The sequence below is a fragment of the Mycobacterium sp. GA-2829 genome (assembly GCF_001499965.1).
Lineage (GTDB): Bacteria > Actinomycetota > Actinomycetes > Mycobacteriales > Mycobacteriaceae > Mycobacterium.
In genome coordinates, this window is sequence record NZ_LQIT01000016.1 from 15,018 (window position 1) to 38,687 (window position 23,670).

General features: G+C 70.3%; 25 protein-coding genes. 8 read left to right on the plus strand and 17 right to left on the minus strand.

The genetic code is table 11. The annotated features are described in order from the left end of the window. The first annotated feature begins 21 nt into the window (after positions 1 to 21). The gene (locus AU194_RS11625; RefSeq protein WP_082698604.1) at positions 22 to 1,035 is read left to right on the plus strand and encodes a LysR family transcriptional regulator; all 1,014 of its coding nucleotides are present in this window, start codon (positions 22 to 24) and stop codon (positions 1,033 to 1,035) included. On the opposite strand, the gene AU194_RS31165 is transcribed toward AU194_RS11625, so the two are convergent. The 8 genes from AU194_RS31165 to AU194_RS11665 are packed head-to-tail and all read right to left on the minus strand — an operon-like array spanning position 943 to position 7,578. Further along, entirely contained in the window at positions 943 to 1,545 is a 603-nt protein-coding gene (locus tag AU194_RS31165) for an energy-coupling factor transporter transmembrane protein EcfT (protein ID WP_082698605.1), read from the minus strand. The genes AU194_RS11625 and AU194_RS31165 overlap by 93 nt on opposite strands. Beyond that, positions 1,542 to 2,225, minus strand: a complete 684-nt coding sequence (locus AU194_RS11635) for an energy-coupling factor ABC transporter ATP-binding protein (protein WP_059089403.1) — start codon at positions 2,223 to 2,225, stop codon at positions 1,542 to 1,544. The genes AU194_RS31165 and AU194_RS11635 overlap by 4 nt, the downstream gene beginning before the upstream one ends. Beyond that, complete coding sequence (locus AU194_RS11640; RefSeq protein ID WP_059089404.1) at positions 2,222 to 2,800, minus strand: biotin transporter BioY; 579 nt, start codon at positions 2,798 to 2,800, stop codon at positions 2,222 to 2,224. Before AU194_RS11640 ends, AU194_RS11635 begins: the two co-directional genes overlap by 4 nt. Before the next feature lie 21 nt (positions 2,801 to 2,821). Next, entirely contained in the window at positions 2,822 to 3,685 is an 864-nt protein-coding gene (locus AU194_RS11645) for a polysaccharide deacetylase (protein WP_059089405.1), read from the minus strand. Further along, on the minus strand, positions 3,682 to 4,662 hold the full coding sequence (speB, locus tag AU194_RS11650; protein WP_059089476.1) for an agmatinase: 981 nt from the start codon (positions 4,660 to 4,662) through the stop codon (positions 3,682 to 3,684). The genes AU194_RS11645 and speB overlap by 4 nt, the downstream gene beginning before the upstream one ends. Next, positions 4,659 to 5,423, minus strand: a complete 765-nt coding sequence (locus AU194_RS11655) for an SDR family NAD(P)-dependent oxidoreductase (RefSeq protein WP_059089406.1) — start codon at positions 5,421 to 5,423, stop codon at positions 4,659 to 4,661. The genes speB and AU194_RS11655 overlap by 4 nt, the downstream gene beginning before the upstream one ends. After that, positions 5,420 to 6,106 (minus strand): SDR family NAD(P)-dependent oxidoreductase, encoded by a 687-nt coding sequence (locus AU194_RS11660; RefSeq protein ID WP_059089407.1) that lies wholly within the window; start codon positions 6,104 to 6,106, stop codon positions 5,420 to 5,422. The genes AU194_RS11655 and AU194_RS11660 overlap by 4 nt, the downstream gene beginning before the upstream one ends. Then, positions 6,103 to 7,578: an APC family permease gene (locus AU194_RS11665; protein ID WP_059089408.1), complete on the minus strand. Its 1,476-nt coding sequence runs from the start codon at positions 7,576 to 7,578 to the stop codon at positions 6,103 to 6,105. Before AU194_RS11665 ends, AU194_RS11660 begins: the two co-directional genes overlap by 4 nt. Before the next feature lie 141 nt (positions 7,579 to 7,719). Between AU194_RS11665 and AU194_RS11670 the strand changes: the two genes are divergently transcribed. Both AU194_RS11670 and AU194_RS11675 read left to right on the plus strand, forming a co-directional pair. Continuing rightward, positions 7,720 to 9,048 carry a PucR family transcriptional regulator gene (locus AU194_RS11670; RefSeq protein ID WP_197417603.1) on the plus strand — a complete coding sequence of 443 codons (1,329 nt, stop codon included), beginning with the start codon at positions 7,720 to 7,722 and terminating at the stop codon, positions 9,046 to 9,048. A gap of 53 nt (positions 9,049 to 9,101) precedes the next feature. Beyond that, positions 9,102 to 10,571 carry an amidase gene (locus AU194_RS11675; RefSeq protein WP_059089409.1) on the plus strand — a complete coding sequence of 490 codons (1,470 nt, stop codon included), beginning with the start codon at positions 9,102 to 9,104 and terminating at the stop codon, positions 10,569 to 10,571. A gap of 1 nt (position 10,572) precedes the next feature. On the opposite strand, the gene AU194_RS31805 is transcribed toward AU194_RS11675, so the two are convergent. From AU194_RS31805 to AU194_RS11690, 3 genes are all read right to left on the minus strand, one after another. Continuing rightward, positions 10,573 to 11,292 (minus strand): PH domain-containing protein, encoded by a 720-nt coding sequence (locus AU194_RS31805; RefSeq protein ID WP_197417604.1) that lies wholly within the window; start codon positions 11,290 to 11,292, stop codon positions 10,573 to 10,575. Between the two features lie 412 nt (positions 11,293 to 11,704). After that, complete coding sequence (locus AU194_RS11685) at positions 11,705 to 12,865, minus strand: RNA polymerase sigma factor (protein ID WP_059089411.1); 1,161 nt, start codon at positions 12,863 to 12,865, stop codon at positions 11,705 to 11,707. Then, a complete protein-coding gene (locus tag AU194_RS11690) occupies positions 12,865 to 13,272 on the minus strand; it encodes a YciI family protein (protein ID WP_059089412.1) in 408 nt (135 codons plus the stop codon). Before AU194_RS11690 ends, AU194_RS11685 begins: the two co-directional genes overlap by 1 nt. A 123-nt stretch (positions 13,273 to 13,395) precedes the next feature. On the opposite strand from AU194_RS11690, the gene AU194_RS32845 reads away from it, so the two are divergent. After that, positions 13,396 to 13,527, plus strand: a complete 132-nt coding sequence (locus AU194_RS32845) for a hypothetical protein (RefSeq protein WP_255374829.1) — start codon at positions 13,396 to 13,398, stop codon at positions 13,525 to 13,527. Here AU194_RS32845 and AU194_RS11695 read toward each other — a convergent pair. Further along, complete coding sequence (locus tag AU194_RS11695) at positions 13,524 to 14,132, minus strand: TetR/AcrR family transcriptional regulator (protein WP_059089413.1); 609 nt, start codon at positions 14,130 to 14,132, stop codon at positions 13,524 to 13,526. The two genes, AU194_RS32845 and AU194_RS11695, sit on opposite strands and share 4 nt — an antisense overlap. Positions 14,133 to 14,200: 68 nt before the next feature. On the opposite strand from AU194_RS11695, the gene AU194_RS11700 reads away from it, so the two are divergent. Both AU194_RS11700 and AU194_RS11705 read left to right on the plus strand, forming a co-directional pair. Next, entirely contained in the window at positions 14,201 to 15,295 is a 1,095-nt protein-coding gene (locus AU194_RS11700) for an NADH:flavin oxidoreductase (protein ID WP_059089478.1), read from the plus strand. A gap of 19 nt (positions 15,296 to 15,314) precedes the next feature. Beyond that, positions 15,315 to 16,856 (plus strand): FAD-dependent monooxygenase, encoded by a 1,542-nt coding sequence (locus tag AU194_RS11705; protein ID WP_059089479.1) that lies wholly within the window; start codon positions 15,315 to 15,317, stop codon positions 16,854 to 16,856. Positions 16,857 to 16,859: 3 nt separating this feature from the next. Here AU194_RS11705 and AU194_RS31810 read toward each other — a convergent pair whose 3' ends face one another. Then, positions 16,860 to 17,003, minus strand: coding sequence for a hypothetical protein (locus AU194_RS31810; RefSeq protein WP_157576039.1), 144 nt, complete (start codon positions 17,001 to 17,003; stop codon positions 16,860 to 16,862). A 112-nt stretch (positions 17,004 to 17,115) separates the two neighbouring features. Between AU194_RS31810 and AU194_RS11710 the strand changes: the two genes are divergently transcribed. Next, the gene (locus tag AU194_RS11710; protein ID WP_059089480.1) at positions 17,116 to 19,257 is read left to right on the plus strand and encodes an MDR family MFS transporter; all 2,142 of its coding nucleotides are present in this window, start codon (positions 17,116 to 17,118) and stop codon (positions 19,255 to 19,257) included. 10 nt (positions 19,258 to 19,267) lie between these two features. Here AU194_RS11710 and AU194_RS11715 read toward each other — a convergent pair whose 3' ends face one another. Then, entirely contained in the window at positions 19,268 to 19,621 is a 354-nt protein-coding gene (locus AU194_RS11715; protein WP_059089414.1) for a hypothetical protein, read from the minus strand. A gap of 88 nt (positions 19,622 to 19,709) precedes the next feature. On the opposite strand from AU194_RS11715, the gene AU194_RS31815 reads away from it, so the two are divergent. Continuing rightward, the gene (locus AU194_RS31815; RefSeq protein WP_157576041.1) at positions 19,710 to 19,856 is read left to right on the plus strand and encodes a hypothetical protein; all 147 of its coding nucleotides are present in this window, start codon (positions 19,710 to 19,712) and stop codon (positions 19,854 to 19,856) included. A 6-nt stretch (positions 19,857 to 19,862) separates the two neighbouring features. Here AU194_RS31815 and AU194_RS11720 read toward each other — a convergent pair whose 3' ends face one another. The 3 genes from AU194_RS11720 to AU194_RS11730 form a co-directional block, all read right to left on the minus strand. Then, positions 19,863 to 20,597, minus strand: coding sequence for an ANTAR domain-containing response regulator (locus AU194_RS11720; protein ID WP_059089415.1), 735 nt, complete (start codon positions 20,595 to 20,597; stop codon positions 19,863 to 19,865). A 106-nt stretch (positions 20,598 to 20,703) separates the two neighbouring features. Next, on the minus strand, positions 20,704 to 22,362 hold the full coding sequence (gene abc-f, locus AU194_RS11725; protein ID WP_059089416.1) for a ribosomal protection-like ABC-F family protein: 1,659 nt from the start codon (positions 22,360 to 22,362) through the stop codon (positions 20,704 to 20,706). Positions 22,363 to 22,399: 37 nt separating this feature from the next. Then, entirely contained in the window at positions 22,400 to 23,593 is a 1,194-nt protein-coding gene (locus tag AU194_RS11730; protein ID WP_059089417.1) for an MFS transporter, read from the minus strand. Between the last annotated feature and the right edge of the window lie 77 nt (positions 23,594 to 23,670).

Genomic DNA, 23,670 nt, shown 5'->3' on the forward strand with positions numbered 1-23,670 from the left:
CGGACCGTCGGACGAGGTGTCGTGGAACTCGACTTCACGCGATTGAGGTATTTCGTCGCCGTCGCCGACGAACTCCACTTCAAACGTGCGGCCGACCGGCTCCGCATCACGCCGCCGCCGCTGAGCAAGCAGATCAAGCTGTTCGAGCGGGAACTCGGCGGGCCGCTGTTCGAGCGCAACTACCACGAGGTGCGGCTGACGCCGCTGGGTGAACGGCTGCTCGGTCCGGCCCGCGACCTGCTCCGGCAGGTCGACGAGTTCACGGCGACCGCGGCCCGCGCGCTGCACGAGGCGCCTGCGCTGCGGATCGGCGCGACCGCGTACGCCCCGTCGGATCTGCTGACCCAGGTGGAGGCGGCCGCGGCGGAGCTGCCGAACCCGTCGGTGTTCAGCGTGCCGGGGTCGGCGGCCGAGGTGATCGCCAAGCTGGTGTCCGGGCATCTCGAGATCGGCGTCATCCACCTGCCCGCCAAGGACAATCGCCTCGCCCACCGGGTGATCGCGACGTATCCGGGTGCGGTGGCGGTCCGGTTCGACGATCCGCTGGGCGCCTACGACACCGTGACCGTCGAGCAACTCCGCGACCGCGAGGTGGTGATCGACTTCGCCCGGCCCAACCCGGTCGTGCTCGCCGCGCTGACCCGCCAGCTCAACGCCCGCGGTGTGCACCGCATCGTCCGGACCACGACCAATCAGCGCGGCGGGGAGTTGGAGATGGCCGCGCAGGTGGCCAACCGGCATCTGGTCGCGATCATGAGCTACGCGCCCGCATCGGCGATCGGGCGCATCTTCTCGCCGCCGGAGTTCAAGCTGATCCCGATCGACGGGAAGACATGGCCGGCCGCCGAGATCGCGCTGGCGTGGTCGCGGGAGCGGGCGCAGGCGATGCCGGAGATCGAGCGGGCGGTGGACCGGTTGGCGGACGCGGTGGCGCGGGTGCGGTCAGTCGAGTCCGCGGGCGGCCAGCGCATCGGCGAACCCGTCGGCGGTGCGCAGCGCGGAGACCACGACCGGGGCGACCACGATCCGCGGTGAGAACCGCAGCCCACGGGCACGGCGGGCCTCCTCGACCTGCCGCACGGTCTCGATCATCAGCGGGATCGCCCGGATCGTCAGCGCGAGTCCCAGCGCGACCTGCTCGACCGGGAACCCGAACCGCGCAGAAGGCCGCATGGCCCGCGTCATCGCGGTCAGCATGTCGGTGGTGCGGGTGCTGAACGTGACCGCCGCGGCCAACGCCACCGACAGCGTCAGGATCCCGCACACCACCAGCGCGCGGCGCCAGTCAGTGAACAGCAACTGGAAACCGAAGATCACCAGCACCACCCAGAACACCGGACGCAGCTGTGACACAACGACTTTCGCCGGCATCCGTGCGGCGGCGAGGACGCCGAGCACCCCGAGCACCGCGACGCCGAGGTGCACCGGCGTGTCCACGAACACCGACATCGCCGCGATCAGGGCGCCGAGGCCGAGCAGTTTGACCCCGGCGGGCAACCGGTGCAGCAGTGAGCGCCCCGGCCGGTAGACCCCGAGCACCGTCATGCCATCAACTCCCGGTAGGCCGGCAGCGCGACGGCGGGCACGTCGTCGGCGCGCACCTCCCCGTCGTCGAGCACGATCACCCGGTCGAAGTCGTCGACCAGGGTCAGGTCGTGGGTGACGACGATCAACTGGGTGTCCAGGGTCGCGAACGCGGCGCGCAGCATCGCCGCGTTGCGCAAGTCCAACAGCGTCGTCGGTTCGTCGGCGACCACGATGTCGGGTTCGGTGACCAGCACCGACGCCAGCGCCAGCAGCTGCTTCTGACCACCCGACAGCAGGTGGGCGGGGTGGTCGGCATGTCCGCCGAGACCGAACCGCTCGAGCACCCGTCGGGTCCGCTCGGCACGCTCGTCGCGGCTCAGCCCGTGCCGCGACAGCGACAGTTCGATGTCCTCGGCGACGGTCGGCATGAGGATCTGCCGGTCGGGATCGGTGAACACGAAACCGACCCGCCTGCGGACCTTTCGGGTCGCACGGCGGGTGTCCAGTTCACCCACCCGCACGGTGCCGCGGTCAGGCAGCACCAGACCGTTGATCATGCGCGCCAGCGTCGACTTGCCGCTGCCGTTGGCGCCGAGCACCCCGATCCGGCGTTCGGCGAGGGTCAGCGAGACGTCGCGCAGGACGGGGCGCTCGCCGTAGGAATGCGACACCCCGTCGAAGACGACACCTTCGGTCACTTGATGAGTCCGGGCCGGGCGCGGTGCACCTGCGCCGCCACGAACGCCGTCACCACCGCCTTGGCGACGTCGCCGGGCACGTAGATTCCGTTGGTGGACAACGCCGCCCACCACGACAGGTCGGTGCGCAGCATCAACCCGACGGTGCCGAACGCGTAGATCACCGCCATCCCGCCGACGACGTTGCTCACGATGCCCAACCACACCCGGTAGCGCGGCATCATCCGCGCGGTCAGCGCCCCGATCACCACCGCGGCGGGCAGCCACCCGACGAAGAACCCCGCGGTCGGCGACGACAGCGACACCAGACCGGTGCGGGCGCCGGCCAGGATGGGCAGCCCGGCGATCGCCAGGATCGCGAACAGCGCGACAGCCAGCGCACCCTTGCGCGGCCCGAGGATCGAACCGGCGAGCATCACCCCGAGCGTCTGGACGGTGATCGGCACGCCGCTGGGGCCGACGGTGATCGTCCCCGGCAGGCCCAGCGCCGCGATCAGCGCGGCGAACACCGCCGCCTGGGCGAGGTCACCCGCCGTCACGACCCGCCGCCGGGGTGCGTCCACCTTCCCGTCCATGCGGGAGATTATGGCCGTGCCTCAGCGCGGCACGTCGGGCGGTGTGATGCTGCGAGGGATGAGCCCCAGGCCACGGACGTGTTCGGCGATCGCGCCGAGGTTGGTCGTCCACACGTCGTCGTGGTCGAGGACGTAGCGCATCAGATCGTCGAGTTCGGCCGCCCGCGAGGTCCGGCCGGTGAGGAACGGGTGGTTGGTGAGCACCCAGCAGCCGCCCGCCCGGCGCAGCCCGTCGAACTCCAGCTGCCACAGCTCTCGTGCCTTGCGCGGGCTCTCGATCAGGCCGCTGCCGGAGATGTCGGGCAGGAAGCAGTACTGCTCCCAGTCGTCGAGCGCCCACTGGATCGGGATCTCGACGAGGGACTGCCCCGCGCCCGGAGTTACCGCCAGCTCGTAGGGATGGTCGGCGTCCATCAGGCTCGAGTCGTAGAGGAACCCACGTTCGGCGAGCAGCGCGGGCGTGCGCCACGACAGATCCCACATCGGGGCCCGGTAGCCGACCGGCCGCACCCCGGCGACGTCGGCGAGCGCCGCGAGGCCGCGGTCGATGACGTCGATCTCCTCCTCGAGGGTCAGCGCCGTCGGCTGCTCGTGCAGGTATCCGTGGTGGGCGATCTCGTGACCGGCGGCGACGATGCTGCGGATCGCCTCGGGGTAGCGGTCGGCGGTGTGGCCGGGCACGAAGAACGTCGACGGGATCTGGTGACGGTCCAGCAGATCGAGGATCCGCGGGATACCGACCAGCGGACCGTAGGCCTGGTGGCTCATCACGCTCATCCGCGCGCCGACGGCCTCGTTACCCCACAGCACCGCCGACTCGGCGTCGACGTCGAACGTGAACGCCGCCGCGGCGACTTTTCCCTCGGCCCAACGCAATTCGCTCATCGGTCGGCCATCAGCGTGACGAGTTCGTAGGCCAGGTTCGCCCCGGCCACCGCGGTCACCTCGGCCTGGTCGTAGGCCGGCGCCACCTCGACGATGTCGGCGGCGACGATGTTGAGCCCGCGCATGGCCCGCAGCACCGCGACGAGTTCGCGGCTGGTCATACCGCCGATCTCGGGGGTGCCGGTGCCGGGGGCGAACGCCGGGTCGAGCACGTCGATGTCGATGGACACGTAGACCGGATGCTCACCGACCCGCTCCAGCACCCGCTCGATCACCCCGTCGACGCCGATGCGGTCGATGTCGCGGCAGTGCACCACGGTGAACCCCAGTTCGGCGTCCTCGAGCAGGTCCGCCCGGTCGTAGAGCGACCCGCGGATCCCGACGTGCGCGGAATGGTCTTTGACCAAGAGCCCCTGTTCGGAGGCACGCCGGAACGGGGTGCCGTGGGTGCACGGGGCGCCGAAGTAGGTGTCCCACGTGTCGAGGTGGGCGTCGAAGTGCACGAGCGCCACCGGACCGTGCACGTCGTTGACCGCCTGCAGGGCGGGCAGCGCGATGGTGTGGTCGCCGCCGAGCAGCACCACCCGCTGCTCCGGCCGGGTCAGCAGCCCGCGCACCCCGGCGCGGATCTCGTCGACGGCCGCGGTGATGTCGAACGGGTTGGCGGCGATGTCGCCCGCGTCGACCACCTGCGCCGCGGCGAACGGCGCGACGTCGAGCGCGGGGTGGTAGGGCTTCAGCAGACGCGACGCCTGCCGGATCGCGGCCGGGCCGAACCGCGCGCCGGGCCGGTAGGTCACCCCGCCGTCGAACGGCACACCGACGACGGCGACGTCGTAGTCGTCGACCTCGTGGCGCTGCGGTAGCCGCGCGAACGTCGCGATGCCCGCGTACCGCGGCACCGCCTGCGCGTCGACCTGTCCCAGGTTCCCCGACGCGGACTGTACGTACTGCACGTGCGCTCCCTCTGTCGTCATGCTCTCCCCCTCGTCGATCCGCCGTTGCACGAGATCACCTGTCCCACCACGGCTTCGAGATCGAAGTCGCAGAGCAGCTCGACGGCGGCGGAGACCTCGTCGGCGTTCCCGATGCGGCCCAACGGAATTCCTGCCGCGTACCGCTGATGCATGGTCGGCAGATCGACGCCCGCCGCGTCGGCGTCGACCTGCAGCTGCGGGGTGTCGGTCACCCCGGGCGCTACGGCGTTGACGATGATCCGCTCGTGGGCCAGTTCGCGGCCCAGCGTCTTCACCAACGAGATCAGGCCGGACTTCGCGGCCGCGTACGCCGTCGCCTCCGGCCAGCCGGTCAGACCCCACTCGCTGGTGATCACCACGATGCGCCCGCCGCCTTCGGTGCGCATGTGCGGCAGCACGGCCTGGATGAGGAAGAACGTGCCACCGAGGTTGGTGTCCACCACCTTCCACCAGTCGGCGTCGTCATGCTCGAGCAGCGGGGCCATGGTCATGTAGGCGTGGTTGGCGACCAGCACGTCGAGGCGTCCGGTCCGCTCGGCCACCGCGGCGGCGATCCGCACGCATTCGTCGGGGTCGGAGACGTCGCCCGCGACGGTGAAGCCGCCGAGTTCGTCGGCCAGCGCACTGAGCGCGTCGCTGTCGCGGAGGTCGTTGAGTGCCAACCTCGCTCCGGCCGCGGCGAGGCGGCGGGCGTGGGCGGCGCCCATGCCCTGCGCGGCGCCGGTGACCAGGGCGACGCGTCCGGTCAGGTCGGTGGTCATATGACGGCTCCCGCGTTGACGTTGACGATGTCGCCGGTGCTGAATGTCGCGTCGCAGACGAGGTATTCGACGCAGCGGGCGACCTCACGCGGTGTGGTGAGTCGCCGCAGCGGCAGCGTGTTCAGGTATTCCGGTGTGCGGCAGGGGTTGTCGGCCGCGAGCAGCGGGGTGTCGGTGGGGCCGGGCGCCACCGCGTTGACTCGTACCCCGCGGTCGGCCACCTCGGCGGCGAGGCTGCGGACCAGACCGATGACCGCACCCTTGGCCGCCGCGTAGTGCGCGTCGTCCTCACCACCGCCGACGGCCAGCTCGCTGGCGACGGCCACCAGGGTGCCGCGAGTCTCGATCAGGTCGGGCAGCGTCGCCCGCGCGATGTTCAACAGGCCGCCGAGGTGTACGCGCAGCATCGTGTGCCAGGCCGTGCGGCTGATGTCGCTGACCGGGATCATCTCGTAGTGGCCCGCGGAGTTGACCACCGCGCTGACCGGGCCGAGCGCCCCGCGCAGCTCGGCGACCGCGGCCTCGACTGCGCCGCGGTCCGAGATATCCACCGCGACCGCGTGTTCGACGTTAGAGGCCGGGTTGCGGTCCAGGCAGGCGACGGTGTAGCCGCGCTCCTGCAGCGCGTCGACGACCGCGGCGCCGATCCCGCTGGCGCCGCCGGTGACCAGAGCGACGCTCATCGGTTGTCCACCCGTTCGTCTCTGGCCTCGTCGCTGGCCTCGATGTCATCGATCACCGACGTCGCCACGATGCGCGACCGAACCGCCGCGTACAGCGCGGTGCCGAGCACCAACAGCACCACGACGCCGATCCACACCGACCAGTCCAGGTAACGCTCCTCGAACGCCACGCGCGGCCACGCGATGTTGACGAACTGCAGCACCGCCCACGCCACGGCGACCGCCGCGACCGGCAGCGTCCACGCGCCGAGCGAGAACCGGCCCGGGGTCCACCGGCGGCGCAACAGCACCACGAGGAAGCCGATCAGCGGGAACAGGAACGCCAGGTAGAAGCCGCCGGAGGTGAAGTTCACCATCAGCGTGTAAACGTCACCGGCGACGATGGAGAGACCGAACAGCGCGGCGCCGACCACGGTCGTGATCAGGATCGGGACGGTGGGGATGCGGGCCTGGCCGCGCAGCCGGGCGAGGGTGGCCGAGGCGGGTAGCGCACCGTCGCGGGCGTAGGCCCAGATGACCCGCGAGCCGGACGTCTGCAGCGCCAGGAAGCTGGCCAGGAAGCCGATGACGAACAGCACCTGGACCGGTTTGGCGATGCCCGCGCCGAGCGCCTGGGTCAGCGTGTCGTAGACCGGGTCGTCGATCGCGCCTTCGGCGACGGCGTCGAGGTCGGGGACCGCCAGGATGATCGCGAGGCTGGAGTAGGCGACGACCAGCGCGATGAAGGCGAGCGAGAACAGCACCGCCTTGGGCAGGTGGCGCCGCGGCTCGTGCACCTCTTCGGCGATGGAGCCCGCACTCTCGAAGCCGACGAACGAGAAGCCGATGAACGCCACCGCCAGCAGGAACGGGCCGGACAGATAGGTCAGGAAGTCGACGTCCGGCCCGCCGCCGGTGAACAGCACCGACAGCGGCTGGTGGCGGTGGAACAGCAGCAGCCACGTGCCCAGGCCGACCGAGCCGATCACCTCGGCGACGATGCTCGCGGTCATGAACGCCTTGAGCGCGCCCCGACCGATCAGGTTGACCGCGGTGCCGCCCAGCAGGATGACCAGCGCGATCACCGCCTGCGTCCCGCCCGAGGGCGCCTCGATGCCGACGATGTTGGCGACGAAGCCCGCCGCCCCGAGCGCCACGGTGGCCATGGCGATCACCAGCGTCCACATGTAGGCCCAGCCGGCGAACCAGCCGTAGCCGTTGCCGAGCAGCCGCCGCGACCACTGGTAGATGGACCCCTCGAGCGGCCAGCGCGACACCAGCTGCGCGAACACCAACGCGACCAGGAACTGGCCGCCGAACACCAGCACGAAACCCCACCAGAACGAGGGTCCGGCGGCGCTGAGCGCCAGGCCGAAGATGGCGTACAGCGCGACGATCGGGGAGATGAACGCGAACGCGAAGGCGAACGCCGACCACAGCGAGAACTCGCGACGCAGTGCCTGCGGCTGCTCGGGGTGAAGCGATGACGACATGGTGCTGACTATCACGGCAGGTCATCGCATCCGCCAGACGAGGCGCGGAAGACGTGGCGATCCCACCGGGCGGCCGCGTCGCATTGGAGGATCGCACAATGCCGACGGCCTGGGATGTGACGTCGGCGTTACGCTCGTCCAATGACCGTCGGCACCGGCGCCCCGACCCTGCGCGCACTGCTCGACGCGTTGCGCCTGGGTGTCGCGGTGCCCGACGACGTGGACGGTGACGGGGGCACGGCGCTCGACCGCACCGTCAGCTGGACCCACATCACCGAGATGCCCGATCCGTCGCGCTACCTGCGCGGCGGGGAGCTGGTGTGCACGGTCGGGCTGAGCCTGCGGACCCCGCGGGACTGCCTGCGGTTCGCCGATGCGCTGGCCACCGCCGAGGTGGCCGGGGTGTGCTTCGGGATCGGTGACGGCCACGACGAGGTGCCCACCGCGCTACTCGACCGGTGCCGCGGCCACGGGCTGCCGGTACTGGTCGCCGCGCCGAGCGTGCCGTTCAGCACGGTGAGCCGGTTCGTCGCCGAATACGAGATCGGCGCGGAGATCGCCACCGCAAGGGCGACGTACGCGCTGGTCCCGGAACTGCTGTCGTCGATGCGGCGGCACGCGTCGGCGCGGGAACTGCTCGACACGGCGGGCGAGATCCTGGGCTGCCGCTTCCTGCTCGACGACGACGGCGGCCCACCGACCTGGGTGGGTGGCGGCAGCCCGCCGGAACCGGCGCTGCTCGACCTGATCGCCCGGTTCGTGCGGGCCACCGAGGGCGAACGCGACGTCGAGGCCGCGCTGGCGCGGGAACGGGTGGGGCAGCTGCTGTCTTTGGTCGAGCGGCGGATGCTGCTGCCCGGTGCGCTGAGCCAGCTGCTGGACTGGCCGGGTTTCGCGGCGGGCCGCGTCATGTGTTCGGCGTGGCCCGCGGGTGCGGGGGCCCTGCTGTCGATGGCGGTGCCCGACGCGTTGGTCGGCGACGCCCCCGATCTGTGCCTGATGTTGACCACCGAACCGCTGGACGCGGCCGACGACCTGTCACTGCCGTCGGGGCACTCGGCGCTGGTGGCCACCACCGAGATCGGGTCGGCGATCGGGCAGGCCCGCATCGCGCTCGACCTGGCACAGCGCCGCGGCCGTCGCGTCGGACCCGATCAGCTCAGCACGCTCGACAGCCTGCTCGAACAGCTGCCGCCCGCCCAGCTCGCGCCGTTCCGGCAGCAGCTCATCGATCCGCTGGCCGACATGGACCGCCGCCGCGGCACCCAGCACGTCCGCACGTTGCGGGCGTTCCTGGCCGCCAACGGATCGCTGGCCGACACCGCCAAGGATCTGTACCTGCACACCAATACGGTGCGGCACCGGTTGGCCCGCATCCTCGAACTCACCGGACGCGACCCGCTCAATCACCACGATCAGGCGGCGTTCGCGATCGCGCTGCACGCGGTCGGCCGAGACGGCGGGCGCTGATCCGAAGTGGACGTGACGTCCCGCGCGCAGGGCCCGGCACATACGGTCATGGGGTGAATTTCGACGAGTACCGCGCCCACGACGCGACCGGGCTGGCCCACTTGGTGGCCGATAAGCAGGTGACCGCGGCCGAACTGCTGGAGCTGGCCAAGGCGCGCGCGGCGGCGGTGAACCCGCGGATCAACGCGATCGTGCGGGAGGTCCCGACTGTCCCCGACCGGGAGTTCACCGGCCCCTTCGCCGGGGTGCCGTTCCTCATCAAGGACCTCGCGCAGGACTACGCCGGGCTGCCGACGTCGGCAGGGTCGCGGGCGCTGAAGTCGGTGTCGGCCGCCAAGCACGCGGCGGTCGTGCAGCGGTGGATCGACGCCGGGCTCAACATCTTCGGCAAGACCAACACTCCGGAGTTCGGGGCGAAGGGCATCACCGAGCCGGAGGCGTGGGGTCCGACGCGCAACCCGTGGGATCTGGCGCGGACGCCAGGCGGATCGTCGGGCGGTTCGGCGGCCGCGGTCGCGGCGGGTGTGGTGCCGTGCGCGGGCGCGAACGACGGCGGCGGCTCGATCCGGATCCCCGCCGCCTGCTGTGGGCTGGTCGGGCTGAAACCGGGCCGCGGGCTCACCCCGTCGGGTCCGGCGGTCGGCGAGTCGATGCACGGCGCGGCGGTGCAGGGGGTGGTGTCGCGGACGGTGCGCGATACGGCCGCGATGCTCGACGTGATCAAGGGCGGTGAGGCCGGCGGGCCGTATGTGCCTGCGGTGCCGTCGGATTCGTTCGCGTCGCACGTCGGGGCGGACCCCGGGCAGTTGCGGATCGGGGTGCGGGTGCCTGCGGCGATCACGCCGACACCGGATCCGGAGGCGTACGCGGCGGTGGCGGCGACCGTCAAGGCGCTGACGGACCTCGGCCATCACGTCGAGGAGTTACCGGTCGCGCCGTTCGACGATGCGGCGCTCGCCAAGGACTTCCTGCTGACGTGGTTCGTGTACACCGCGTGGGAACTCGCAGAGGCCAAACGGGTTTCGGGTGCGGGTGACGACGCGTTCGAGCGGGACACGCTCATCATCGCGGCGCTCGGTCGGGCGACGAGCAGCGTGGACTACGTGGATGCGGTGCAGCGGCGCCATGAGCACACCCGCCGGTTGACGACGTTCTTCGAGTCCTACGACCTGTTGTTGACGCCGTCGCTGGCGACGCCGCCGCCGAAGATCGGTGAGTTCGATCTGCCGGTGGCGCTGCAGCGCGGGTCGGACGTGCTGATCAAGACGCGGACCGCGCGGCTGTTGCGTTATACGAAGATCGTCGACGACATGGTGGACAAGAACCTCGGGTGGGTGCCCTACACCCAGTTGGCGAATCTGACCGGGCGACCGGCGATCTCGCTGCCGTTGCACTGGACGAAGGTCGGTCTGCCGCTGGGTGTGCAGTTCGTCGCGCCGCTGGCCGGTGAAGCGCTGCTCATCCGGTTGGCCGCGCAACTGGAAGAGGCGCTGCCATGGAAGGACCGGTTCGCGCCGGTCTGAGCTATTCGGTTCCGAACTGGGCTGAGCGCAGCCGATCGAGCGCCCGTCCGTCAGTGAGTTCGTCTCGACTCTCGGGATGATTCCAGTAGTGGCGTGCCATCCAGTACAACGCGGCGCCGCTGTCGCCGTAGCGGTCAGCGTTCGCCACGACGAGGTGTCCGCCGTCTTGAAGGACGAACACGATGGGGTTTCGGGCTTGCCTTCTGGCTTGGTCGGTGACGTCGACGATGTCTTCCCAACGGACAGAACGTTCCCGGAACATGTCGGCGTGCGTGATGCCGTCCGTTCCCAACCGAAGATAACCGGGTTCGCGACTGCGGAGCAGCGCCGCCAGGCTGACAACGGATAGCACGAGAAGAGCCACCATGAGGTACCGCGTGACACCGCCGTTTCCGGCGGCGAAGGGCAGGTTTTCGGTGCCCCGCACAAGCATGGCCACATAGCACGCCGAACCGACTACTCCCCCGGACAAGGCGATTCCGTATGACCACGCGACGGCAGGCTTGATTCGCACCGTCGTACCTTCAGCACTTCGCTGTGCATGGGTCTCGGCGAGTGGCAGCAGGGTGTAGCCGAGTGCTGCGACAAGGCCACAGAAGAACACGCCGAGTCCGGCCGCTGTCACCGCAGCCAGGAGTGAATTGTTCCCAATTGCCAGGACTGTCTGAGCCACGCTGTACAGCGCCGCGCCGATGCAGATCAGGATGCCCAGAATCGCCATCGGCGAAAGCCCAGTTACCCAGCGAGAGGGACTGGGCGGCGAACTCATGCGCCGCATAGCACGGTACCCACCTTGGTTCCAATAGATTTCATCCACTCGCCGGCGGCATATCCGGCACCCACTGCAAGAACAGGCACGGCTCCCGGAATTGGGACGAATGATCCGGCCGCCACAGCATGCTCAGCAAATTACCTGCGCGCAGGACCTCTCGACGACACGAATTGGCCCCAACAACCAGCTGCGGGTCCGGTCGTCCGCGCAACTGGAAGAGGCGCTGTCGTGGAAGGACCGGTTCACGCCGTTCTGAATTACGTCGCGAATTCCGCCTTGCGCGCCGCACCTACACCATGGTTGTGAATCACGCACCGTGCCGCACAACCACAGCCCTGGTGTAGGCCGGGAGCGCAAGACGTCAACCGCGGAGGCGTTGCCGGAGCGTCGCCGCGCGCAGCGTCAGGTGGTTACGCTCGGCGACGTTCTGCGCCGCCGCGGCGGCCTCCACGTAAAGCTCTGTCGCAGTCGCCAAGTCCCCCGCCCGCTCGTGCGGGTACGCCGCGGCCGCCGCATACCGCGGCAGCCCGGGATCAAGTTCACCCAGCGCCGCCAGCCCCGCACCTGGACCGTCCGCCTCGCCGAGAGCGACCGCCCGGTTCAGCCGCACGATCGGGCTGTCGGTGAGCCGCACCAGTTCGTCGTACCACTCGACGATCTGCACCCAGTCGGTCTCGTCGGTCGTCGGCGCATCGGCGTGCAGCGCCGCGATCGCCGCCTGCGCCTGGTACTCGCCGAGCAGGTCCCGCGCCAGCGCCGCCTGCAGAATTGAAACCCCCTCGGCGATCAGATCCCGCTGCCACAACCGGCGGTCCTGTTCGGCGAGCGGCACGAGGCTCCCGTCGGCGCGGGTCCGCGCCGACCGGCGCGCGTGGTGCAGCAGGAATAACGCGAGCAGTCCCGCCACCTCGGGATCGTCGGTCATCGAGGCGAGTTGCCGCCCCAACCGGATCGCCTCGGCGGCCAGGTCGACGTCCCCGCTGTGCCCCTCGTTGAACACCAGGTACAGCACCCGCAGCACGGTGTGCAGATCACCGGGGCTGTCCCACCGCACCCCGCTCACGGTGCGTTTGGCCCGGCTGATCCGTTGCGCCATCGTGCTTTCCGGAACGAGGTAGGCCTGCGCGATCTGTTTCGTGGTGAGCCCGCCGACCGCCCGCAGGGTCAGCGCGACCGCGGATGCGGACGTGAGCGCCGGGTGCGCGCACAGGAAATAGAGCCGCAGCGTGTCGTCCACCGTGGCGGCGGCACCGGGCGCGGGTTCGGCGGCCACCCGCTCCTCCCGCGCCCGCCGCGCCGCATTCGAGCGGGCGAGGTCGACGAACCGGTGCCACGCGGTCGTGATCAGCCAGCCCTTCGGATCGTCGGGTGCCCCCGACGGCCACGTCTCGACGGCCTTGATCAGCGCATCCTGCACCGCGTCCTCGGCGGTGGCGAAGTCGGCGCCGCGCCGGACGAGGGCCGCCAGCACGCCGGGGATGAGGTCACGCAGCGGGGCCTCGTCGAGTGCGCGAGCAGCCACTATTCGGTGACGGTGGACGGCACGCCCATGAACGGGCGCAGCTCGAGCCACTCGTGGATGGGCTCACCGCCCGCACCCGGTGCGGCCGACAGCTCACCGGCCAATTCGATTGCCCGCGAATAGGAGTCGACGTCGATGATCATGAACCCCGCGATCAGATCCTTGGTCTCGGCGAACGGTCCGTCGGTGACCGGCGGCTTGCCTGCCCCGTCGTGGCGGACCCAGGCGCCCTCCGCCGATAACGCCTGGCTGTCGACGTACTCACCGCTGTCCTTCAGTCGGTCGGCGAAGTCCTCCATGTACTGGATGTGCGCCCGGATCTCCTCCGGCGTCCACTGGTCCATTGGCACGTCGTTGACCGCCGCGGGGGCACCCCGGTAGTGCTTGAGGAGTAGGTACTTGGCCATGCTGTCTCCCTCCGAAATGGCGACCCTAGTTGGTCGCTCACCCCTGGGACGGAGTCATGCCGAGATTCTCGACATGGGGCCGGAGGTGGATTACCGAAGCGCCCGACCGGGTAACAGGTCGGCATGACATCTGCCGACGAGAATGTAACGCCCGAGGACGCCACGAAAGAGGACGAGGCGCTGGCCCCGGCGACGCCCGGGGCCGAGGCGCTACCCCTGCCCGAGGACGAGGTCGACAAACCCTCGGAGGGTTAACCGGCGCGGATCGCCGGCAGCACGATGGTGTCGATGACCCGCCGCACGAAGGCCGCGTCGACCGACTGCCCGCCGATCACGCGCAGCAGACCCAGCGCCGTGACGACGTCGGTGATTATCGAGTAGTCCCGGTCCGCCGGGATCTCGCCGCGTTCGGCGGCCCGCGCCAACACCGCCGTGAACGTGCGCCGACCCTTGTAGAGCATGAGATCGTCGAGCGCCGCGGCCAGTTCCCGGTCGTGTGCCGCCTCCAACGCCACGCGCAGCACCAGGTCGGTGGTGACCATGTCTGTCTCGCTGTGCTTCGCGCGCTCGACGATCGCGTCGAGGTCACCCTCGAGGCTTCCGGTGTCGGGGGCGTCGTCGGTGAGCAGATCGGGCCGCCAGTACACCAGCGCATCGGTCATCAACGCCGCCTTCGACGACCATCGCCGGTAGATGGCCGCCTTGCCCACCCCGGCGCGGGCGGCGATGTCGTTCATGTTGGTCGCGTCGTAGCCGCGCTCGGCCAGCGCCGCGAGCGCGGCGTCGAGAATGGCCGGATCGCGGGTCCGGTCCAACCGCCCCTCCGTGCGCTGCCGCAGCAGGGGCCTGGACTCAGCCATGGCTCACAGATTAGATCCACCTGCACCGATGTGGAATGGGAGCGACGGCGCTGCTGTTGGAATCCCTCGTGGCTACCCAGGATCTGTTCCGACCGCTGACCGTCGGCACGCTGACCGTGCCCAACCGCTTCGCGATGGCACCGATGACGCGGCAGGCCTCCCCGGGCGGCGTCCCCGGAGCCGATGTCGCCGAGTACTACCGGCGGCGCGCCGCGGGCGGTGTCGGGCTGATCATCACCGAAGGCGTCCGGTTGCCGGATCCGACCGCGGGTCACCCGTACTCCATCCCCACCCTCGCCGGTGACGGCGTGCTCGCCGGTTGGGCGCGTGTCGTCGACGCCGTCCACGCCGAGGGCGGCACCATCGCCGCGCAACTGTGGCACCAGGGCGCCGAACGCGCCGACTCCGACGGCGTCGCGCCGGTGAGCCCCTCGGGCGTCGACGGACTCGGCAGGCCCAAGGGCCGCGCCCTCGAGACCGACGAGCTCCCCGCCGTCGCCGACCTGTTCGCCCGCAGCGCGCACACCGCGAAGCAGATCGGCTTCGACGCCGTCGAACTGCACGGCGCGCACGGCTATCTCCTCGACGAGTTCTTCTGGGAGCGCACCAATTCCCGCACCGACGGCTACGGCGGCAGCCTCGCCGCGCGGACCCGCTTCCCCGCCGAGGTGGTGGCCGCCGTGCGCGCCGCGGTCGGCCCGGACTATCCGGTCATCTTCCGCTTCTCGCAGTGGAAGGGTCTGGACTACACCGCGTCGATCGCCGACGATCCGGCGCAGCTCGAGCAGCTGCTGGCCCCGTTGGTCGAGGCGGGTGTGGACGTGTTCCACCCCTCGACCCGCCGCCATTACGTGCCCGCGTTCCCCGACCACGACCCGGAGCTGAGCCTAGCCGGGTGGACCAAGAAGGTCGCCGGACTGCCGGTGATCGCCGTCGGTTCGGTCGGCCTGGAGACCCAGTTCCGCAGCGAGAAACGCGGCCAGGTGATCCAGCCGGCATCGGTCGAGCGGCTGGTCGAGCAGTTCGACGCCGGCGAGTTCGACATCGTGGCGATCGGCCGGGCACTGCTGGCCGATGCGGGTTGGGTGAACCGGCTGCGCGACGGCGAGCTCGCCGGATTCGGCGGCTACGACCCCGAAGTGGCACTGGCCGCACTGGCCTGATCCGCCTACGGTGACGTTCATGTCACCTGCCGTGCGCCTCGACGACCTGCCGGTCACCGACACCGATGTCCTGGTCGTCGGGGCCGGCCCGACCGGCCTGATGGCCGCGCTGGTGTTGGCGCGCCGCGGTGTGCCCGCGATCCTCGTGGACCGCAAGGCCGGCCCCACCCGGGAGTCTCGCGCCCTGGCCGTACAGGCCCGCACGATGGAGGTCTACGACCAACTCGGGTTGGCCGATGCCGTCTTGGCAAAGGCCAACTCCGCGTTGCGGATTCAGGTCGGCGGCTCACCCCGGGGCGTGGGGCCGAACCTCTCGGGCTTCCAGATCGGGGCGACGCCCTTCCCCGGGGTGCAGATCTTCGAACAGAGCCATAACGAGGAGTTGCTCGGCGGTGCGCTGACCGCCGCGGGCGGCGACGTGCGCTGGCAGCACCGGCTGGTCGATCTGCAGGACCGGTCCGCCGCCCCCGACGGCCGCGTCGAGGCGTTGGTCGAAGGTCCCGACGGGGCGCTGCTGCGGGTACGGGCGCGTTGGTGCATCGGGGCCGACGGCGCCGCGTCGGCGGTGCGCCGCGAGCTCAACCTGCCGTTCGAGGGCCGCACCGACGATGCGACGTTCTGGGTCGCCGACACGCGGGACGTGCGCGGTGTACCGGACGACGCGGTGAACATTCGGTTCGGTGAGCGGACGTTCGTGGCGGTGTTCCCGCTCGGACCCGCCGGGCACGTCAGGCTGGTGGGCCTGGCGGCAACCGATACGTTCACCCAATACGAGGCGCTCTCGGCCTTCGTCACCGAGTTCGGGCTGCCCCATGGCCCGGTGGACTGGTTTTCGTCGTACCGGGTGCACCACCGGGTGGCGTCGAAGTTCCGGGTCGGATCGGTGTTCCTCGCCGGCGACGCCGCCCACGTGCACTCCCCCGTCGGCGGTCAGGGGATGAACACCGGACTGCAGGACGCACACAACCTGGCGCAGCTGCTCGCCGATGTGGCGCAACACCGGATCGACGGGCGGGCGCTGGACCGGTACGAGCGGGAACGCAGACCGGTCGCGCTGACCCTCGTCAACGTCACCGACCGCGCCTTCACGGTCATCGGCCGCCGCGGACCCTCCGCCGCCGTGTTGCGGAAGACGTTGGGCGCGTTGGCGTTCGGGTTCTTCCCGGTGGTCAACCGCACACCCCTCGGCGCGCGGATGGGTGGTTACATCGGCCAGTACCGCATCCGCTACCACTTCCCGGGCACTGGGGCGTCCTGGGCGAGCGATCCCGTCGTCGGTCTGCGGTTACCGCCGGTGGGCGGCAACCTCCGCGCTCTGGACTCCATGGCGTGGCAGTGGCACACCTACGGCACGGGCCGGGTGATCCGGCCGGAGGGTCCGGCGTGGATCGACGGCCCTCGGGATTTCGGCGCCGACACCCGGGGTGCGCTGCGGTCCGACCGCCTCTACCTCGTGCGGCCGGACCAGTTCGTCGCGGCATCGATCCCGTTGCGCGGCAACGCTGCCGACGCATCCGTTGTCAACGAGGCGTTAGCGGCTCACCACGTCGTGCACGGATAGCCGTCAGACGATCCTCGCGACCATCTTGCCGGCCGTACCGCCTTCGAACATCGTCGGGAACGCCTCGGGAATCGCCTCCGACCCGTCGATGACGTGTTCGGTACAGCGCAGCTCGCCGGTGCGCGGCTGACGGGTGTCGCGGCGCACCGATGTGGGTAACCCCCCAAGTCGTTGCGTGCCAGAGGAAGGACCGTTCTTGTCCGTGTCAGGGTCACCGCCGGTGAACGCCGAGGCCACGCCGTCGGCCGCCGACGAACCGATGACCATCCGGCAGCGGAACCTCGTGTTCCTGGCCGTGGTCCTCGGCATGCTGCTCGCCGCTCTGGACCAGACGATCGTCGCGACCGCCTTGCCCACCGTCGTCGCCGACCTCGGCGGCGCCGGACACCAGGCGTGGGTGGTGACGAGCTACCTGCTGGCGTCCACGATCGTGACCGCGATCGTCGGCAAGCTCGGCGACATCTTCGGCCGCAAGAAGGTCTTCCAGGTCGCGATCCTGCTCTTCCTCGCGGGTTCGGTGCTGTGCGGGCTCGCGCAGTCGATGGGCATGCTCGTGGCCGCACGCGCCCTGCAGGGCATCGGCGGCGGCGCCATCACCGTCACCGCCGTCGCGGTGATCGGCGAGGTCATCCCCCTGCGGGAACGCGGCCGGTACCAGGGGGCGCTGGGTGCGGTGTTCGGTGTGACCACCGTGATCGGCCCGCTGCTGGGCGGCTTCTTCACCGACCACCTGACCTGGCGGTGGGCGTTCTGGATCAACGTCCCGATCGCCATCGTGGTGGTCGGCATCGCGGCGGTGGCGATTCCCGAGATCGCCAGGACGGCGCGGCCGGTGCTCGACTACGCCGGCATCGTGCTCGTCGGTCTCGGCGCGGCGGGGCTGACCCTGGCCACGAGTTGGGGCGGCACCACGTACGCGTGGGGGTCCCCGATCATCATCGGGCTGTTCGCCGGCTCCGTCGCGGCGCTGGTCGGGTTCGTGTTCGCGGAGAAACGCGCCGCCGAACCCATCCTGCCGCTGCGTCTGTTCAGCAACCCGGTGTTCACGGTGTGCTGCGTGCTGTCGTTCGTCGTCGGTTTCGCGATGCTCGGCGCGCTGACGTTCCTGCCGACCTACATGCAGTTCGTCGACGGCGTCTCGGCCACCGCCTCGGGTCTGCGCACGCTGCCGATGGTGCTCGGTCTGCTGGTCACGTCGCTGAGCAGTGGTGTGATCGTCGGCCGCACCGGCCGGTACAAGATCTTCCCTATCGCGGGGACGGCGATCATGGCGCTCGGCTTCGTGCTGCTGTCACAGATGGGGCCGGGCACCTCGACGCTGGTGCAGTCGCTGGACCTGCTGGTGCTCGGTGCGGGCATCGGGCTGAGCATGCAGGTGCTCGTGCTGGTCGTCCAGAACACCGTGGACTTCACCGACCTCGGCGTGGCCACCTCCGGGGTGACGTTCTTCCGGACCATCGGCAGCTCGTTCGGTGCGGCGATCTTCGGCTCGTTGTTCGCGAACTTCCTCGACGACCGGCTGCCCGAGGCGATGGCCACCAGCGGCGCCCCACCTGAGGCGGCCACCTCACCGCAGGCGCTGCACCGCCTGTCGGAGGACGTCGCCGCCCCGATCATCAACGCCTACGCCGATTCGCTGAGTCAGGTGTTCATCTTCGCGGCGCCGTTCGCGATCGTCGGGTTCGTGCTGGCGCTGTTCCTCAAACAGGTGCCCCTGCGCGACGCGGCCGCCAGCGGCAGCACCGACCTTGGCGAGGGCTTCGGCATGCCCACCCAGACGTCGCCCGAGAAAGTACTCGAGGTCGCGATCGGCCGGCTGCTGCAGCGCAGCCACGGGATCGACCTCGAATCGGTGGCCCGGACCTCGCGCAGCAGGGTCGACATCGCGCGGCTGTGGGCGCTGATCCAGATCTACCGCCACACCGCGGTGATGGGGACCGCCGACCTCAACGCCATCGCCGACGAGCGCCGGGTGCCCCGCCAGATCCTGGAACCGACCTTCGGTCGCCTGGTCGCGACCGGTTACGCCACCCGCACGGGCGACTTCCTCACGCTGACACCCGCCGGCGCCACCGAGGTCAACGCGGCGCGCGACGTCATCGCGAAGTGGCTCACCGACACCCTCGCGCAATCCGAGGAGTTCGGTGGCCGACCGGACCGCATGCAGGTCCAGGGCGCGCTCGACCGCGTCGCGCGGGGCGTGCTGCTCGAACAGAGCGCGGGCGACAACGAGACCCGGCCGATGAAGCTGGGCGCCCCGCCGCCGCCGATGGTCGAACCGCCGACCACCCGGCTGCGCGCCCCCGCGGCGCCGATCCTCATGGACCCGCCGACCCGGCCGTTCCGTGCACACCCGCCGGCACCCAACCGGCCGCCCTCGCCCCGGCCGCCGCGTCGCTAGATCGCGGCGGTCACCACAGCACGGCGATGGCCGCCGCGCCGAACGACAGCAGGCCGATGACGTAGAACACCGGCCGCGCCACGACCTCGTCACGCTTGCGCTGGCGCGCGTTGCTCATTCCGACCAGGCCGGCCAGCACCAGGAGGATGACCAGCTTCACGCCGATCTTGGGGTAGTTGAGGTCGATCCCGGCGGGCCACGGCGCCGCCAGCGCGAGGCCGGTGACCAGTGAGACCAGGACGCCGTAGTCCATCAGACGGGTGGTCCGGAAACGCCGCGCCACCGCCTCGGCAGCCCATGAACCGAAGGTCAAGGCGAAGCCGACGATGTGGATCAGCACGACCGCGTCACGCAGGAGCTGCATGCGCGCAACCTATCACCCGAGCCCCGGGTCCCCACGGCGGCGCTAGCAAGGTGCTAACAATTGCTAGCACTTGGGTACACTGGGTGTCATGCATAGTTCGCCGATCACAGTTACCGGCCGACTGCTGCGCCAGATCCGTCGCGCCGTCGATGCCGCGGTGCACCAGACCCCCGACCACCGAGAGCCCTGCCGCGACGAGGTCGAGATCGTCGAGCGCGAGCTCACCCGATGCTGACCAGGCTCAACCCAGCGAGTCGAGGAACTTGAGCGCCACGGTGTGCAGTTTGGTGTTGGTGTTCTGCGACTCCTTGACCAGCCGCTGAAACGCCTCGTCCTCGGAGCAGCCGTGCACCGCGCGCAACGCGCCCTTGGCCTGATCGATCGTCGACCGAGAGGTGAGCGCCTCGCGGAGCTGCTCGATCGTGTCGCGGGAGCGCTGCCAGTGCCGGGCGTTGGTGATCAGCAGGCTGGCGGTCTGCATGTACAGCCGCACCAGCGCTTCGTCGAACGGATCGAACGCGGTCGCGGTCGTGCTGTACGCGTTGAGCGACCCCACCAGCTCGGGGTTGTCGCCTACCCGGTCGACGAGCAGCGGCACCGACAGCGTCGCGGTGATCGCGCACTCACGCGCAGCGGCGACGAATTCCGGCCAGCGATCGTCGTCGGCGGCCATCACCGCACGCACCGGGCGACGCACATCCGCCGCCTCCAGGCAGGGGCCGCGGCCGGAGTCGTACTGGACCCGGTCGAGCGGCAGCACGCGGTCATCGGTGCAGGCCGCGGTGCGGGGTCTCGGATCGGCCAGCACGCTGATGCTCACGGCGTCGGCGTCGGCAATCGCCTCGGCGCCCGATTCGGCCACCTGCTGCAGGAGCTCGTCGAGTGGACGTTCACCCGAGAACAGCGTCTGCAGCGACTCGATGGCCTCGCTGACGCTCTCCAGTCGGTCGATCTCGTCGGGACGCTCGTCCGTCATGGCGGCACACCATCCTCTCCGCCGGTCCGCGTTTCAGACCGAGATGGTAACCATGGACTGACGTGGGCGAAAGTTTCCAGGACTCGCCGTCACGGATCGGTAGCACTTACAGCTCGGTGACCCGCCCATTCTCGACGCGCCAGCTGCGGTCGAGCCGGACGTTCTGCAGCATCCGACGGTCGTGCGTCACCAACAACAGAGCGCCCTCATAGCTCTCCAGCGCCTGCTCGAGCTGTTCGATGGCGGGCAGATCGAGGTGGTTGGTCGGCTCGTCGAGCACCAGCACGTTGACGCCGACGGCCTGCAGCAGCGCCATCCCGGCGCGGGTGCGCTCCCCGGGTGAGAGCTCGTCGACCGGCCGCTCGACGTGGTCGGCGCGCAGCCCGAACTTCGCCAGCAGGGTGCGCACGTCGGCGGTGGTCCAGGACGGCACCGTCTGTTCGAAGCGGTCGACGAGCCGTTCGCAGCCGGTGAACTCTGCTCGCGCCTGGTCGATTTCGCCGATCGCGACGTTGGCGCCCAGGCTCGCCCGGCCCGCGTCGGGCGAGCGACGTCCCAGCAGCAGCCGCAGCAGTGTCGACTTCCCCGCCCCGTTGGGTCCGGTGATGCCGATCCGTTCCCCGGCATCGATCTGCAGCGACACCGGTCCGAGGACGAAATCGCCTTGCCGCACAACGGCTTCGTCGAGGGTGGCGACGACCGCACTGGATCGCGGCGCCGCCGCGATCGTGAACTGCAGCGTCCACTCCTTGCGCGGTTCCCCGACCTCCTCCAATCGGGCGATCCGGCTCTCCATCTGCCGGACCTTCTGCGCCTGCTTCTCACTGGACTCGGTGGCCGCGCGCCTGCGGATCTTGTCGTTGTCGGGCGCCTTGCGGATCGCGTTGCGGACCCCCTGGCTCGACCACTCACGCTGGACGCGGGCGCGCGCCACCAGGTCGGCCTTCTTCTCGGCGAATTCTTCGTACTGTTCGCGCCGGTGCCTGCGGCCGACCTCCCGCTCCTCGAGGTAGCTCTCGTATCCGCCGCCGAACACTTTCGTGGTGTTCTGCGCCAGATCCAGCTCGAGAACGTGGGTCACGCTGCGGGCGAGGAACTCCCGGTCATGGCTCACCAGGACGACCCCACCGCGCAGATCACGGACGAAGTCCTCGAGCCGGGCCAGGCCGTCGAGGTCCAGGTCGTTGGTCGGCTCGTCGAGCAGCACGATGTCGAAGCGGGACAGCAGCAGTGCCGCGAGCCCGACCCGGGCCGCCTGCCCACCCGACAATGCGGTCATCGGTGTCGAATGCGGTTGCACCGCATCGGTGTCCAAGCCGAGGTCGGCCAGCACTGCGGGCAGGCGCTCCTCGAGGTCGGCCGCCCCGGTGGCCAGCCAGTGATCCAGGGCGACGGAGTACGCCTCAGCCGGATCATCACCGGCGCCTTGGGGATCCGCCAACGCTTCGGCCGCCCGCTCCATCGCCTGGGTGGCAGCGGCGCATCCGGTGCGGCGTGCGATGTAGGCGGCGACGGTCTCCCCCGCCACGCGCTCGTGCTCCTGGGGCAGCCACCCGACGAACGCGTCGGCGGGTGCCAGGCTGACCGAACCCTCGAGCGGTGCGAGGTCACCGGCCAGGATCCGCAGCAGGGTGCTCTTGCCCGCGCCGTTGGCGCCGACGACGCCGACCACGTCACCGGGCGCCACGGTCACGTCGAGCCGCTCGAACAGGGTGCGGTGGGCGAACCCGCCGGCCAGGTTCTTCGCGACGAGGGTTGCGGTCACGCGCTCATCGTCCCATTGCGCGACGCCGGCTCTCCGGTCAGTGGGTGACCGCGAGAGCGGGCTGGGACGCACCCGAGAGGCTGTGCAGCGGGCCCGTCATCCGGGCGAGGATCGGGCTCACGGCGGCGATCCCACCGAGGACGGCCGACACGACGATCGCCCCGAGGACGCCGTGCGACTGGGTGGCGACCCCCGCCGCGGCGGTGCCGATCGCGCCGCCGCCGAGCATCGCGCTGTTGAGCCAGCCGAACGCCTCGGTGGCCAGGTGTTCGTCGACCTCGACGGAGACCATGTGGAACAGCGCTGCCATCGCCGGCGCGAATCCGACGCCGGAGACGAACAGGCTCGCGAACCGCAGCACCGGGTCGTCGAGGACTCCGAACAGCGCGACCCCGACCACGACGAGCGCCAGCGCCGCGACGACGCCGACCAGCCCGATCTGTCGATGGCCGAAGGCCAACCCGCCGAGCAGCGATCCGACGCTCGCGAGGGCGATCGCCACCCCAGCCGCGACACCGTGTCCCCCGAGGGCGGCGACGACGCCCACCTCCAGCGCCGTGAAGGCGGCGACCAGGCCGAGTGTGGCCACCATCGCCATCACCACCGCCCGGTTCAGCAGCACGCGACCGAACGTGGTCTTCTTCGTCGCGGTCTGTGGCCGGAGCTCACCCGCTCCGAACAGGAACCACGCCGTCCCGAGCACGGTGATCGCTGCCGACGCGAGCAGGGGCAGCGCGGTCGACACCGACGAGGCGAGCACGGTCGCGGCTACCGGACCGACCACCCAGATCAGCTCCTGCGCGGTGGTGTCGAGCGCGAACACCGCCCGCACCGAATCCCGCGGCATCATCTGCGGGTAGAGCGCGCGGACCACCGGCATCAGCGGCGGCACCGACAACCCGACCAGCAGGCCCAGGGCCATGAGCGCCGCGGGCGACCATCCGGACCAGGCCAGCGCGAGCAGGCTGACGCCGTTCACCGCGGCCGAGACCACGAGCGTCGGGACCATGCCCACGTTCCCGGCGAGCCGCGCGGTGATCGGCATCGCCACGGCCTGACCGACGCTCACCCATGCGGCGACGGCGCCGGCCACGGCGTAGGACCCGGTCAGACCGTGCACGCGCAGCAGGATCGCCAGCGGCAGGATGCCGAGCGGCAACCGGGCGAACAGCTGCGAGGCGGTGATGTTGAGCACCCGCGGCGTCCGCATCACCTCGCGATACGCGCGCATCCGCAACTCCCTTCGACCTCGCACCGGCAACCGGATGACTATACCGTCCGGACGGTACAGTTCCGAATCGCTGCGTC

Bases quoted from the DNA above. Each gene is read 5' to 3' on its own strand.
- AU194_RS31165 (WP_082698605.1), bottom strand. From the start codon at position 1,545: ATGACGGTGCTCGGGGTCTACCGGCCGGGGCGCTCACTGCTGCACCGG.
- AU194_RS11640 (WP_059089404.1), bottom strand. From the start codon at position 2,800: ATGGACGGGAAGGTGGACGCACCCCGGCGGCGGGTCGTGACGGCGGGT.
- AU194_RS11645 (WP_059089405.1), bottom strand. From the start codon at position 3,685: ATGAGCGAATTGCGTTGGGCCGAGGGAAAAGTCGCCGCGGCGGCGTTC.
- speB (WP_059089476.1), bottom strand. From the start codon at position 4,662: ATGACGACAGAGGGAGCGCACGTGCAGTACGTACAGTCCGCGTCGGGG.
- AU194_RS11655 (WP_059089406.1), bottom strand. From the start codon at position 5,423: ATGACCACCGACCTGACCGGACGCGTCGCCCTGGTCACCGGCGCCGCG.
- AU194_RS11660 (WP_059089407.1), bottom strand. From the start codon at position 6,106: ATGAGCGTCGCTCTGGTCACCGGCGGCGCCAGCGGGATCGGCGCCGCG.
- AU194_RS11665 (WP_059089408.1), bottom strand. From the start codon at position 7,578: ATGTCGTCATCGCTTCACCCCGAGCAGCCGCAGGCACTGCGTCGCGAG.
- AU194_RS11670 (WP_197417603.1), top strand. From the start codon at position 7,720: ATGACCGTCGGCACCGGCGCCCCGACCCTGCGCGCACTGCTCGACGCG.
- AU194_RS31805 (WP_197417604.1), bottom strand. From the start codon at position 11,292: ATGGCGATTCTGGGCATCCTGATCTGCATCGGCGCGGCGCTGTACAGC.
- AU194_RS11690 (WP_059089412.1), bottom strand. From the start codon at position 13,272: ATGGCCAAGTACCTACTCCTCAAGCACTACCGGGGTGCCCCCGCGGCG.
- AU194_RS32845 (WP_255374829.1), top strand. From the start codon at position 13,396: ATGACATCTGCCGACGAGAATGTAACGCCCGAGGACGCCACGAAAGAG.
- AU194_RS11695 (WP_059089413.1), bottom strand. From the start codon at position 14,132: ATGGCTGAGTCCAGGCCCCTGCTGCGGCAGCGCACGGAGGGGCGGTTG.
- AU194_RS11705 (WP_059089479.1), top strand. From the start codon at position 15,315: ATGTCACCTGCCGTGCGCCTCGACGACCTGCCGGTCACCGACACCGAT.
- AU194_RS11710 (WP_059089480.1), top strand. From the start codon at position 17,116: ATGACCATCCGGCAGCGGAACCTCGTGTTCCTGGCCGTGGTCCTCGGC.
- AU194_RS11715 (WP_059089414.1), bottom strand. From the start codon at position 19,621: ATGCAGCTCCTGCGTGACGCGGTCGTGCTGATCCACATCGTCGGCTTC.
- AU194_RS31815 (WP_157576041.1), top strand. From the start codon at position 19,710: ATGCATAGTTCGCCGATCACAGTTACCGGCCGACTGCTGCGCCAGATC.
- AU194_RS11720 (WP_059089415.1), bottom strand. From the start codon at position 20,597: ATGACGGACGAGCGTCCCGACGAGATCGACCGACTGGAGAGCGTCAGC.
- AU194_RS11730 (WP_059089417.1), bottom strand. From the start codon at position 23,593: ATGCGCGCGTATCGCGAGGTGATGCGGACGCCGCGGGTGCTCAACATC.